Below are 13,206 nucleotides of genomic sequence, written 5' to 3'. Positions count from 1 at the left end.
CTACTTTTTCTTAACAAACAGCCTTGCCGATGTTTTCGCATCGACAAGGTTGTAGGATTACTTGCTCTTTATTTATTTTCGCCGTGCTTTAGTACATCATTATTTTACAATAAATGTATTTACAACAGTTAATAATTCACTTGATAAATCAGATAGTACTTGTGCTTCCTCTGAAACTCTTTGCACGGTATTCAGCTGACTAGCTGATGTTTCGGCTACTGCTCTTGTGTTGTCTCGAGAACTTACTGAGAAGTGTTCCATATCTTGAACAGCTGAAGTAACTTCTTCCATACCTGCTGCCATTTCTTCAATCGTTGCTGATAGTTCTTGAATTTGCCCTGTAACATGGTGAATTGAAGTTAAAATTTGGCTAAATGATTTTTCGGAATCATTAATCATAATTAAGCCATTGTCCACTTCTTCTACAGCATGGATCATGACCTTTACAGATTCATTTGTATCCTGTTGAATACGAGTAATAAGCGTAGAAATTTCTCTTGCCGAAGCTTCTGATTGTTCGGCTAGCTTCCGCACTTCATCGGCAACAACAGCAAAGCCACTTCCTGCTTCGCCTGCGCGAGCAGCTTCAATCGCAGCATTTAATGCAAGCAGATTTGTTTGGGAAGCAATCCCTGTGATAATGCCGACGATTTCTTCGATTTTGCCGGAATGTTCACCGAGCATTTTTACAGATGATGCGGAATGATTAACTGCCTTACTAATTGCATTCATTTGTGCAACAGATTTGCTTGTTGAATCATTACCTTTTTCAGCTTCTTCCGATGCTAAAATAGAAGATTCAGAAATTTGATTGGATGTCATAGCAATGCGTTGAATACCAATACTCATTTCTTCAATTGTAATAGAACTTTCTTTAGCCTTTTGCACTTGTAAATCAGCACCACTAGCTATTTCTTGCATTGACGACGCTACATTATTGTATGAATCTGTTGCTTCTTGCATATTGCTTGATAAAACTTGTGCAGAGTTTGAAACACGTGAAGAAACATTTGTTGCACTTTTAATAACTGTTTTTAAGCTGTCAATCATAACATTGAAATTAGTTGTTAGTACGCCAATTTCATCATTTGAGTGAACAGGTAACGCTTCAAGCTCTAGGTTACCTTCCGCAACTTTTTTAGATTGTAAAGATAGCTGTTGGATAGGTGTTAGCTTCTTTCTTAATAGTGTATAAACCACGATGGAAGAACCAATTAGGAATAGTACAGTAATTAACAGAATCCATAATGCTTCTGTTAATGCTTTGGCATTTACCATAGATACATCATAATCGATGGCGTAAGCAGCTACAACGGAACCATCTTTATCTAAAATAGGCGTAAGACCTGTTTTATAGCTTCCAAACTCATCTTTATAAATATCTGTAGCTGTTGCTTCTTTTGTTTCAAATACTTCCTTTATTCTTGCAAGAAAATCTGGGGAAAGTCCCATGGCAACCATATCTTGGTTATATTCTGCACCTACTTCAAGTACGCTTGTGGAAAGAACCGGTGCGTTAATATTTTCACCATCTACTGTAATAAGAAAGAGATTGGTAATAATGTCTGATTCCTCGTTAATGGCATCCATTTCTTTCGTTAAATGTAGGACATCATTATTGTCAGCATTTGGGCTTTCTAGTACGGATTTTAATGTCTTTTGGTCTATTGTCTTAGATAAAATCATCCCTTTATCATAAAGAGATTGGTCCATATCTTTTAAATTACTATTTTTCACTATATAATAGGCAAATCCCATAGTCACTAGCCCAAATAATAGTAAAATACTAACCATGATGACGGTTAATTTCTTGCTAATCGACATTTGCTGTTTCTTATTTTTCTTCATATCTCTTCCTCCTAAAATTGTATACAAGACATATTTCAAGCGAAAAAGGGACGGCCGATAATGCGAAAGTCAAGTGTAATGGGAATAGTACAATGTTACAATTGACTGTTATGATATTCAAATATATGGAATTACCTTATACTTTTTTATCATTATTTCTTTGATTGTAAAATAATCCATTCATCCCCTAACATTAATCAACTATACTGCCAAAAAATACGATTCACAACCCAAAAATCCTCCTATTTAAAGTGTGAAATTTCGGTGAGCGAAATAATATATAGTGTTTTTATATCAATGTTTATTGGTGTCTATGCACATAATTAATAGAAAACGCGCTAATAATAGTATATTTTGTTTCTGGGACTAGCTATTATAATAAAGTGTTTATTATTCTGGACAAATATTATACGCAACCCAAGGGACAAATTGTTGTTGGTCGTTGCTATGTAGAAAAAATAAAGGCTCTCCATTTGTTCATTACTGAACGGATGGAAAGCCTTTTTTTATCTTGGATTACCAAATATGCCAGGTAAAATATCGGAAATACCTGGAGGTGTTAAACGAGGGAATCCTGGTAATTGCCCGCCTGGATATGGAGGAGGTGGGAATGGCTGCGGTGGATATGGACGTGGTGGATATGGTTGTGGCGGATGTGGATATGGTGGATATGGTTGCGGTGGGTACGGTTGTGGTGGATGTGGACGAGGCGGAAATGGTGGAGGGTAAGGGGGTGGATAAGGAGGTGGATATGGTGGAGGGTAAGGAGGTGGATATGAGCCAGGAGGCAAACCTGTCCCTGCTGCGGCAATTTGATTAACATCAACTGTTATAATTTGTCCAGAATCTAGTTGAATTTCTGCAGTTCTTCCGTCTTTTCCAAATGTTCGAATTAATGTACCGGAATAAGTACCAGTAGGAAGCGTGACCCATATTTTCATACCAGGTCGGAATTGCTGATTAAAATCTTCAGGGGCTAATCTTGGATAGACCAATAGAACACACCTTTCTTCATTTTTCTTTTCTAACATATGTCCCATATTATCTTTGTCATAGGCATATGGCATAAGAGAAATAAGAAAGAACAGGTATTATCGTTATATTTGTTATAAAATATAGCGATTTTAATTATAATAGGAAGAAATGACTGAAAAGGATGTTTGAAATGGCCATTATCAAAATAAAAAAAATAAAAATCCAAAATTTAAGAAATGTCCGAAATGGTGAGCTCACATTAGCCGTGAATTTTGCTTCGCTTATGACGGCAAATGTTGTGGGTGTGTATGGGCAAAATGGTTCAGGGAAAACAACTATTGTCGACGCATTTAGTTTGTTGAAGACAATTATTTCTGGTTGGATTGCTGAGGTAAAATTGCCATCACAAGATAAACGCTTAATTATGGCAGGGGAAAAAACCGCTAGTTTGGTTTTTGAATTTCTAGTGGACAACCAATTCGGAACATTTTTTGTCAACTATTCTGTAACATTGCAAGAAGATGAAAAACGACTGTTCATTATTGCAGAGCGCTTGACTTACAGGGAAGATGAAAAAGGAAAACGCTCAAAAGTGTTAGTAAGTGTCGCAGATGAGGATGTTCAAATTCGAAAAAGCTCTTTACGAGATATGAGTGAAAAGATACGTATAAAGACGCTTGTTATTCAACAATTAGCACGAAAACAATATATGTCTTTTGTCTTCCATAAAGATTTAAAGCCGTTGCTACAAGAAAAGCTATCAGAATTAGAAATGGAATTGCTTCGTAATATAGCAGTCGACTTTAATCGGGACTTACATGTTATTAATAACCAAAATATTGCACCTTTATTTGAAGAGCGTATTATGCCTTTTAGTATTCATTTAGAAAAAACGCGAGGCTCGATTCCTTACGATTTGAAAGGACCAGCATTATTGCCAGAGAATGCTTTCAATGTATTATGTGAAGTCATTGAGCAAAGCAACCAAGTATTGTCGACCATTATTCCAGGGCTAACGATTAAAATTCACGTTATTACAGAGCAATTATTAGATAACGGTGAAAAAGGCATACGTTTTGAGTTCTTATCGAAACGCGGTGAGCGGGAATTACCGTTACGAACTGAATCGGAAGGAATTTTGAAAATCATTGCTGTGCTTAGCGTTCTAATAGCTGTTTATAATAATCCGACTGCATGTGTCGTAATCGATGAATTAGATTCTGGTGTATTTGAATATTTGTTGGGTGAGTTGTTAACAGTGATTGATGAGGGCGGAAAAGGCCAGCTTATTTTTACGTCCCATAATTTACGGGTGTTAGAGGTGCTTGCGATTAAAAACTTATGGTTTACAACAACAAATGAGAATGATCGATATATGCAGCTAAAGGGCATCAAAGAAGTCAATAATGCGCGAGATGTCTATTTGCGTGCGATACAGCTTGGCGGACAGGACGAGGAAGTGTATAAAGAAACGAAAACGTTCAAAATTAAACGTGCTTTTAGAAAAGCTGGTGTGCAACATGACTAGAAAAGTACTATTAGTTATTGTTGAAGGTCAAACAGAGCAAATCATTTTAGAAGATTTTTTGGATGAACATTTTACTGATTCGACGATTCGCTTTGATGTACAACGAGAGGATATTTTGACGAAGTGGGATGCAAAAAAGAGAATCCCCAATATTAAAAATAGTGTTAGCCGAGTCATTCATAACTATCTTGAAAAGTATAAGTTTTTAGCAAAAGATTTAACGGCAGTTATTCATATTACAGATGCAGATGGTTGTTTTATCGCCCCGGAGTTTGTCAAAATCAAATCAGATATGGAACAAAATTTATTTTACACAGAAGATGCCATATTTGTAAAAACAGAGAGGCGTAAAGAGCAAATCGAACAGCGAAATGAAATGAAAGCGAATAACGTTAAGATTTTGCTTGCCAACGACCATTTTAGTATTGAGCGTTTAAAAGTCCCGTATCAACTTTTTTATTTTGCTACGAATTTAGAGCATGTGTTATGGAATGAGCGCAATGAAGTCGCAACAGAAAAAGTGCAAAAAGCAGATGAATTTATGGATAATTTATCGGGCTCTATTAAAGAATATCTTGCGGAGTTTTTGCCCGTTGATGGAACACTAACTTATAGGGAAAAGATGAAAGAAAGCTGGACGCACTTAACGAAGGGCTGTAACTCATTGCAACGCGGTACAAATGTGCCGTTATTATTTGATATGATTACGTCCAATGTAGGTGAATAATGGACAAAAAGGCTGGGACATAACTAAAAAATTTAAGGAACAGAGTAAAGGTGTTCATAAATTTTTGCTATATGGAGACCTTAGCTATTCTTGCTTTTGCAATTTAAAAATTAGAAGTGTTCACTAGTTGTTGGTAGCGAAGGCGGTGACTCCTGCTCAGAACGCACACAGCGTAAGACGCTGGCATTCCGCGCGTTAGCGAGGGTTGCGGCTTACGTGTGTGCCCGCGGAAAGCACCGCCGAAGCGGACAACAACGGAGTAGAGAAAAAGTGTTAGATTGATGGCAGTCAATCTAACACTTTTTCTCTTTTGTCCCACCCTCTTTCAATGAGCTAAAATTTTTATAAAATGTGTAACAAATATTGGATACTAACGACTTATTAAGGAATGTAGAAAGCGGGGTGAAGTTTTGCATAAAAATCAATTACAGATTGAGCAACTGTATGATGCCTATCATCGTGATGTCTACCATTTTGCCCTTTATTATACAAATAGCAAACAAGAAGCGGAAGATATCACGCAAGAAACTTTTTTAAAAGTACTTAAACAATTACACCACTTAAAGGATGGAGAGAAGGTAAAAACGTGGATTTTAACGATTGCACGGAATACAGCAGTAGATATACATAGAAAACAAAAGATTAAGCGTTTATTGACAGAGAAACTGATTAAACAACCTATTTTAACAGAAGGCATAGAACCTCCTACTATAGTTGAAAAAAACGAGCAATGGCAAATGGTACAGCAAGCATTAATGACATTAAAGTCACATGATCGGACAATCATAATATGTCGTATGTTAAAGGACTACACAATTCAAGAAACAGCAGCTATTCTTGGTATTTCTGAAGTGAAGGTACGCGTTGATTTTCATCGTGCAATGGCAAGACTTCGTAAAAAAGTAGGGAGGAGAAATTGATGGAAGACCGTGAGTTATTTGATACATTAAAAAATCGTCCCGATATTGAACCAGAGCAAGCATTTTCAAGCAGCCTACGTCGAAAGTTAGGAAACAATCCGGAATTAAAAACAAAAAAAATAACTGTCGCAACACTTCTTACTGTCCCTATGACTATAGCTATTTTTGTTTTTTTATGGATGATTACCACAGGTCAATCTTTAGATATAAGGAGTGCGGCATTACCTATTATCAGTCAAGAGAAAACAATGTTTTTGACAGGAGGGTTATTTGTATTGCTCTTTCTAGTGCTATTTATTGTTTTTGTGTTTAGCAAAGGTTATACAAAAGGGAAACTTGTCTTTATGACATTTGCCTTGTCATTGGGAGTATGGGTGGGGAACCTCGTGTACGCTAATTGGCAGCGTGTAGCTGAACCGATTGTGATGCCGTCTCAACATGATACTTATTTTTCCAGTACGAGTAAATTTTTAGAAGGGGACAGCGAGCTATTGCTATCACTTTTTAATCGAGATTTAGAACAATTGCGGGAGGGGAATGTTGATGAAAGATCCTTACAGTAATTTATATAATGGATTATGTTTTATTTTTTTAGATTTAAAATTTTTTGGACTACCTGACATTTTTCCTGATTTCTTTGGTTATATGTTTTTTGCTTATGGCATTCATCTATTGCCAACATTTCGTAAATTAAAGTATTGGACGAGGAACTTTGCAATAGTTTTAACTGTATTGTCTTTTGTTGTGGAACTGGACCAATGGACGGGGACATTGCTGTTGGGACAAATTGGAGTACAGTTAATGCAATTTTTATTGATACTTTTTATGTATTTTCTATTTCAACTGTTATTGCATATTCATGAAAATAAAGCTTTCGAGGCGAAAACATTTAGAACGTATCAAATATATATGACGCTTATGCTATGCGGTTTTGTTATACAATCATTTGCTATTAACTTAGATGCCAATATGCAAGAGGTGGCGCTTACTACAAGTATCCTACTCCAGCTTATAGCTTTTATACTGTTCATCTTTTATTGCCGTTCAGGTACTAAATACTTTAAAAGCAACCTAGCACGATAACAAATTGTGTGAGAATTGTTTGCGTGCCTGACACTCTAAAATGACATGTTTTCTTGTTTTATATCATAAGCTTTATAGCTATGGTTTCATTACGTAAAAAGGAGGCAAATCGCATTCAAATACATGTTGTACGGGCAGGGGAGTCCTTATATGGCATTGCACAGGCATATGGAACAACTGTTCAAAGTATAGTAGATGCCAACCAAATTCCAGATCCCAATCGATTAGTTGTTGGGCAAGCGCTCGTCATTCCAATCGTAGGTAGCTTTTATTATGTACAGCCTGGGGATAGCTTATGGTCGATAGGGCAACGCTTTGGCATCAATTATTTAACACTTGCTCAGGTCAATGGTATTCATCCCAACCAAATTTTATCAGTTGGTTTGCGTCTTTATATTCCGCCAGCACCGAAAACAAAAGCAGAGACATTGGCATATTTAGAGCCAAGAGGAACAGCGGTAAGTGAGGAGCTATTAAGCCAAGCAAGAGAAGCATCGCCATATTTAACGTATCTTGCATTATTTAGCTATGAGGTACAGAGGGACGGAACACTAAAGAAACCACCGATAAATGGTGTGACTGAAATTGCAAATGATACAGGTGCAGCTCTGGCTATGGTTGTATCTAACTTAGAGAACTTTCAATTTAGCGGAGACCTAGCAAGGGATATTTTCCAAAGTACCGCTGTGCAAGATGTACTTTTTGACAACATTCTTAATGAAGCGAAGCGCGTAGGAAGTATTAAAGATATACATTTTGATTTTGAGAACTTACCAGCCGATCAACGAGAAGCGTATAACAATTTTTTAAGACGAGCAGTCAAGCAGTTCCATGCCGAGGGATATACGGTGTCGACAGCGCTAGCCCCGAAAACAAGTGCTAATCAGCGAGGTCCTTGGATTGAGGCACATGATTACAAAGCGCATGGTGAGATTGTGGACTTTGTTTTGCTGATGACCTATGAGTGGGGCTATTCTGCTGGTCCTCCAATGGCTGTTTCACCAATTAGGGAAGTGGAAGCTGTTGTGAAGTATGCTGTATCGGAAATGCCAGCAAGTAAAATATTGCTCGGGCAAAACCTATATGGCTACGATTGGACATTGCCGTTTGTACAGGGTGGTCCGTATGCAGAGGCCGTCAGTCCGCAGAGGGCTATTGAGATTGCAAAAAAATATAATGCAGCGATTCAGTATGATTGGAATGCACAAGCACCTTTCTTTGACTATTACGACGAGCAAGGAAGAGCGCATGTAGTCTGGTTTGAAGATGCGCGATCGATTCAAGCAAAATTCAATTTAATTAAGCAGTACAAGCTTAGAGGTATAGGCTATTGGAAATTAGGGCTACCGTTCCCGCAAAATTGGCTATTGATAGGTTCGAATTTTGATGTGGTGAAAAAATGACAATGATAGGGATAAGGTTATACCTAATCTATTTCTCACCTAATTGGAAATAATCTGTAAATACTATTCCCTAATTTGGTAATATAATATATAATTATGGTAAATTGTAATTTAGGAGGGATATTTTGGGTAAATTTAAAAAGTTAGGAATTATCTTAACGTCTACTGCATTTTCTGTCGGAGTTCTTTCTCCAATGGCACAAGCTTCTGCTAATGTTAAGGATGCTCCAGAGAGAATTGAGATTCAAGTAGCCTCTACTGAAACAAAAGTAACAAAAAGCACACTTATTAAAAAATTACGTGAGCTTTTCCCAGAAAAGTTCAATTTTTTAACAGACAATGATTTTTATACTGGAAGTGGTCATTATTATAACGATGATAAAACTGTTCGTTATGAATTGAGCTTCCATAAAACGGTGAATGGTAAAGATATCTATGGTAGCATCACATTTAAGGGCGATAATTTAGAGCTAGAAAACTTCTATTACCAGCCAGCGAATGTTGCAGATGCGCTCTATCCTGCAAAATATTCAAAAGAAGATGCACAAAAAATTGCACAGGATTTCTTAAAGAAATTCCCGAATACAGCAAATTATAAGTTGCAAGAAGATGAATATGATTATCTTTACGGTTATAATTTCACTCGTCCATTATCAGAACCAATTACTTATTCCTATACGTATGCACCAACACAAAACGGTGTGGCAATTAGTGACCATTTCATTTCTATCGGCGTGCTTGCTAATGGAGAAGTTGTACAAGTATATCGCAATTCAGATGTATCTTCTAAAGCAACATTCGATAGCTTAGAAAAGAAAAAGAGTGAGCAAGATGTGCTTGCACAAATTCGTGAGAACTTTGCTGTTGAGCTACGTTATTATGTAGACTATAATTTCCAATCTGAAAAACGTAATGTCAAACTAGTGTATGTGCCAACATCAAGCTTCTCTGGTGTAAATGCATTAACTGGTCAATGGCAAACAGCGAATGGTTTCGTATCGCAAGCACCAAAAGCTAAGGGTGTTGAAAAGCTATCTTCAGAACAACTTGCTCCGAGAAAAAGCGGCATGACAATTGAAGAAGTTGAGGAATTTGCAAAGTCCTTCTTAAAAGTGGACCCTGAAAAGGCGAAATTGCAAATTGAGATGATTGATGAAAGAGAAAATGAAAACGGTGACACACTCTACTCTGTAAACTATATGTATAATTATGATAGTGGTGGCACTGGTGCGTCACTTGAAATTAACAAAGCAACTGGTGAAATTACGCAATTCTATGACGTACGTAGAGACTTCATGGTATCAGATAAAAAAGCAGAAACAATTACTAAAGATGCTGCGATGGCAAAAGCAATCGACTACTTAAAAGAGTGGGCTCCGTCTTATATTCATAACTATGCAAAACCTTTAGATGATTTTGCTTATGATAGTTATGGCAAGCAATATAGCTTCTCTTTCCCACGCGTAGTCAATGGAATTGCTGTTGTTGGCGATGAAATTTATGTAAGCATCGGATCAGACGGTTCATTGCGCTCATTATCAATTAACCAACAAAAAATTGATAACTGGCCGGCTGTAAGTAAGGCTGTACCAGCAGATAAAGTGAAGGAAACATTTAGTAATGCATTAAAACTAAAACTACAGTATACAAAGCAAGATAAAGAGGATAATAATCACTATGATTTAGTGTATGCACCGACTTATGAAGGTAGCCTTTTCAATCAAATTGATGCAACTACTGGCAAATGGGTGAATAGTGTAGATGATTCAAATAGTAAACCTCAAATTTCACACCCAACGGCTGCACAGGAACTAAATTACTTATTAGCTCAAAATGTGTTAGAAGTAAAGGATCCAGCAAGCTTTAATGCTGATACATCTGTGACAAAAGGTGAGGCATTGAAAATTATGCTTAAATCATTAACATATGGATATTACGGAACATATGGAAATGAAGAAGAAGCGCCTCAATCCTTTAGTAATATTGATGCGAAACATCCATTATACGGAGTGGTTGAGCAAGCTGTAAGATTAGGTGTATTACAACCAGCAAATGAATTTGCTGTCGATGCGAAATTGACTCGTCAGGAACTTGCTGAATGGTATATCCGAGTATTACGTTTAGAAAGTGCTGCTAAGCATAGCGATATTTATAAATTAAACTTCGCAGATGCAAGCACTATCGATCCAGCATATACAGGATATGTTGCATTAGCAAGCGCGATGGGGTTAATTGATGCACAACAAAATAACTTTAATGCCACTGCAGAAGTAAGTTATGCTGATTTAGCTGTGTCAACACTTCGCTTAGCTCGTGCTATTCATGAAAATAATGCTAGTCGTAATTTCTACTAGGACAATTTGAATGAATTCTTCCATCTGTTTAGGATGGAGGAAAAGGGTATCTCTTGACTTAAAGAGATACCTTTTTGCCGTTTAATTGGAGCGGTTTTAGGGAAGAATACATGCAAGAAAAGGAGTGGAAATAATGCGAATTTATAAAAACTTATTAGTATTCTCATTAGCGACAGGTTTACTTTATGGTTGTAATAAAGATGAGGTAAAAGACGTACCTGCAAATGCTCCAACTGAGCAAAATACAAATCAACAAGCTGGCGAAAATGTCACTGACCAAGTACCTTTTAACTTTTTGGAATTTGCATTGGATGTCGATTATTCGCCAACAGAATCTTATGAAATTGAATATGAAAATAAGAAGACCGGTTTAGAGGTTAAATTAAAAGATGATCGCAACAATGAAAGAATACAAGGTGATGAGGCTTATACGAAGGTCGAACCATTATTGAAGCAGCTAACGTTTGATTCAACAACACCGAATGATGAAGTAATTGAGCAGGTTATTAAAGTATTTAATATTAAAGATGATTACCAATCCATTGAGGTAGAAGTGGAATTTGCGGATGGAACAGAAAAAGAATTTAAACGATTGAAGTAATAGACGTGCCTTATACGGTAATATGTATAGGGCATTTTCTATGTTTTGCAACGCCTTTTATACTCAATTGGAGTCCGGTGTAAATGCCACAGGAAGAATTTTAGACAAAAGGATTGCTGTCAGGATATTTTTATGATATTATTATCTCGAATTAAAGATATTTAATTTCGAGGTAAATAGGAGCGTGCATCTTATGATGGAAGAAAATCGGTATTTAAAAGCTTTTACGATTATGTTCCGCGCTTATCAATCTGTTCAGGATGCAACCAAAAAAGATTTGCTTCAGTACGATTTAAACCAAACGGAATTTGGGGTACTAGATTTTTTATATCATAATGGCGAACAGCCTATTCAAGTAATTGGTAAGAAAATTTTAGTTGCAAGTAGTAGTATTACGTATGTGATTGATAAGCTGGAGCAAAAAGATTTTGTTTGTCGACGAGCTTGTGCTAATGACCGACGTGTCACGTATGCAGTGTTAACAGATGAGGGACAGGTTTTAATGGATAGAATTTTCCCGCTCCATGAACAGAAGATAAATGAAATTTTTCAAGTATTGGACCAGCAGGAGTTGGAAATAATGAATATGGCTTTAAAAAAGGTCGGTCTTAATGCTATTAATAAATAAAATTTTTTACACATATATCTCGATTTCGAGATAAATAGGAGGCTTTTAATTATGAATCATTTAAAAGGGATTCACCATGTAACAGCGATAACAAGTAGTGCTGAAGAAAATTATAAATTTTTCACGTATGTACTAGGAATGCGTCTAGTAAAAAAAACAGTCAATCAGGACGATATACAAACATATCACCTATTTTTTGCAGATGATAAAGGTAGTGCAGGTACAGATATGACATTCTTTGACTTCCCGAACATACCAAAAGGTGTACATGGAACAAATGAAATTTCCAAAACATCATTTCGAGTACCAACGGATGCAGCATTAGTTTATTGGGTAAAGCGATTTGATCGCTTAAATATCAAACATACAGGCATTAAAGAACAGTTTGGTAAGCAGACCGTATCGTTTGTTGATTTTGACGATCAACAGTATCAACTTATATCTGATGAAAACAACGAAGGCGTTGCCGCAGGTACACCTTGGCAAGATGGTCCTATCCCCCTTGAATATGCTATTACTGGATTAGGGCCAATATTTGTGCGTGTTGCGAATTTTACTTATTTTAAAGAAATGTTAGAAAAAGTAATGCTCTTCACAGAAATAGCAGCAGAAGGAGACTTCCACTTATTTGAGGTAGGAGAGGGAGGGAACGGTGCACAAATTATTGTAGAATATAACACAATCTTACCAGTAGCCCGTCAAGGGTTTGGTACAGTGCACCATGCAGCATTCCGTGTAGCAGATCGAGCTGTTCTAGATGAATGGACAGAACGTTTAGAAGGCTTTGGCTTTAATACGTCTGGTTACGTTAACCGTCATTTCTTTGAATCGCTCTATGCACGTGTAGCACCTCAAATTTTATTTGAATGGGCGACAGATGGACCTGGCTTTATGGGAGATGAACCTTATGAAACATTGGGTGAAAAATTATCATTACCACCTTTCCTAGAGCCTAAGCGTGCACAAATAGAAGAACTTGTTCGACCAATTGATACTGTTAGAAGTACGATACCATTCGAGAAAGAATATGAATAATAACTTTCCTCTGTGCATTAAGCAATTGGAAAGTAAATGCTAGTCAGGTCTTGATTATGAATGTACACAGTACTACCGAAGCAAAATGAATGACTGGAGGACGT

Annotated in this window: 12 protein-coding genes; 10 read left to right on the top strand and 2 right to left on the bottom strand. The window is 36.8% G+C overall.

Annotated elements, in window-relative coordinates; genetic code table 11:
- Positions 1-99 precede the first annotated feature (99 nt).
- On the bottom strand, positions 100-1,848 hold the full coding sequence (locus MHH88_RS19885) for a methyl-accepting chemotaxis protein (protein WP_339260217.1): 1,749 nt from the start codon (positions 1,846-1,848) through the stop codon (positions 100-102).
- A 506-nt stretch (positions 1,849-2,354) separates the two neighbouring features.
- Entirely contained in the window at positions 2,355-2,843 is a 489-nt protein-coding gene (locus tag MHH88_RS19880; protein WP_339260215.1) for a hypothetical protein, read from the bottom strand.
- 170 nt (positions 2,844-3,013) lie between these two features.
- On the opposite strand from MHH88_RS19880, the gene MHH88_RS19875 reads away from it, so the two are divergent.
- The 10 genes from MHH88_RS19875 (at position 3,014) to MHH88_RS19830 (ending at position 13,102) form a co-directional block, all read left to right on the top strand.
- Positions 3,014-4,351 carry an ATP-binding protein gene (locus MHH88_RS19875; RefSeq protein WP_069510979.1) on the top strand — a complete coding sequence of 446 codons (1,338 nt, stop codon included), beginning with the start codon at positions 3,014-3,016 and terminating at the stop codon, positions 4,349-4,351.
- Positions 4,344-5,078, top strand: coding sequence for a hypothetical protein (locus MHH88_RS19870; RefSeq protein ID WP_339260213.1), 735 nt, complete (start codon positions 4,344-4,346; stop codon positions 5,076-5,078). Before MHH88_RS19875 ends, MHH88_RS19870 begins: the two co-directional genes overlap by 8 nt.
- A gap of 410 nt (positions 5,079-5,488) precedes the next feature.
- A complete protein-coding gene (locus MHH88_RS19865) occupies positions 5,489-5,998 on the top strand; it encodes an RNA polymerase sigma factor (protein WP_339260211.1) in 510 nt (169 codons plus the stop codon).
- Positions 5,998-6,561 carry a hypothetical protein gene (locus tag MHH88_RS19860; RefSeq protein ID WP_339260209.1) on the top strand — a complete coding sequence of 188 codons (564 nt, stop codon included), beginning with the start codon at positions 5,998-6,000 and terminating at the stop codon, positions 6,559-6,561. Before MHH88_RS19865 ends, MHH88_RS19860 begins: the two co-directional genes overlap by 1 nt.
- A complete protein-coding gene (locus MHH88_RS19855; protein WP_339260207.1) occupies positions 6,542-7,081 on the top strand; it encodes a hypothetical protein in 540 nt (179 codons plus the stop codon). The genes MHH88_RS19860 and MHH88_RS19855 overlap by 20 nt, the downstream gene beginning before the upstream one ends.
- A gap of 113 nt (positions 7,082-7,194) precedes the next feature.
- Entirely contained in the window at positions 7,195-8,484 is a 1,290-nt protein-coding gene (locus MHH88_RS19850) for a glycoside hydrolase family 18 protein (protein ID WP_339263134.1), read from the top strand.
- 125 nt (positions 8,485-8,609) lie between these two features.
- The gene (locus MHH88_RS19845; RefSeq protein WP_339260205.1) at positions 8,610-10,838 is read left to right on the top strand and encodes a YcdB/YcdC domain-containing protein; all 2,229 of its coding nucleotides are present in this window, start codon (positions 8,610-8,612) and stop codon (positions 10,836-10,838) included.
- Between the two features lie 133 nt (positions 10,839-10,971).
- Positions 10,972-11,439 (top strand): YusW family protein, encoded by a 468-nt coding sequence (locus tag MHH88_RS19840; protein ID WP_069510967.1) that lies wholly within the window; start codon positions 10,972-10,974, stop codon positions 11,437-11,439.
- A 193-nt stretch (positions 11,440-11,632) separates the two neighbouring features.
- On the top strand, positions 11,633-12,067 hold the full coding sequence (locus tag MHH88_RS19835) for a MarR family transcriptional regulator (protein ID WP_339260202.1): 435 nt from the start codon (positions 11,633-11,635) through the stop codon (positions 12,065-12,067).
- 51 nt (positions 12,068-12,118) lie between these two features.
- A complete protein-coding gene (locus MHH88_RS19830; protein ID WP_069510962.1) occupies positions 12,119-13,102 on the top strand; it encodes a ring-cleaving dioxygenase in 984 nt (327 codons plus the stop codon).
- Positions 13,103-13,206: the final 104 nt, after the last annotated feature.

The organism is Lysinibacillus sp. FSL K6-3209, from assembly GCF_037976175.1.
Classification (GTDB): domain Bacteria; phylum Bacillota; class Bacilli; order Bacillales_A; family Planococcaceae; genus Lysinibacillus; species Lysinibacillus sphaericus_D.
The sequence above is the reverse complement of the archived record's forward strand: the minus strand, read 5'-3'. Positions and strand labels throughout refer to the sequence as shown.

What these genes read in the sequence shown, in the direction of transcription:
- MHH88_RS19875 (WP_069510979.1), top strand. Translation starts at nt 3,014, where the DNA reads ATGGCCATTATCAAAATAAAAAAAATAAAAATCCAAAATTTAAGAAAT.
- MHH88_RS19840 (WP_069510967.1), top strand. Translation starts at nt 10,972, where the DNA reads ATGCGAATTTATAAAAACTTATTAGTATTCTCATTAGCGACAGGTTTA.
- MHH88_RS19860 (WP_339260209.1), top strand. Translation starts at nt 5,998, where the DNA reads ATGGAAGACCGTGAGTTATTTGATACATTAAAAAATCGTCCCGATATT.
- MHH88_RS19885 (WP_339260217.1), bottom strand. Translation starts at nt 1,848, where the DNA reads ATGAAGAAAAATAAGAAACAGCAAATGTCGATTAGCAAGAAATTAACC.
- MHH88_RS19830 (WP_069510962.1), top strand. Translation starts at nt 12,119, where the DNA reads ATGAATCATTTAAAAGGGATTCACCATGTAACAGCGATAACAAGTAGT.
- MHH88_RS19870 (WP_339260213.1), top strand. Translation starts at nt 4,344, where the DNA reads ATGACTAGAAAAGTACTATTAGTTATTGTTGAAGGTCAAACAGAGCAA.
- MHH88_RS19855 (WP_339260207.1), top strand. Translation starts at nt 6,542, where the DNA reads ATGAAAGATCCTTACAGTAATTTATATAATGGATTATGTTTTATTTTT.
- MHH88_RS19835 (WP_339260202.1), top strand. Translation starts at nt 11,633, where the DNA reads ATGATGGAAGAAAATCGGTATTTAAAAGCTTTTACGATTATGTTCCGC.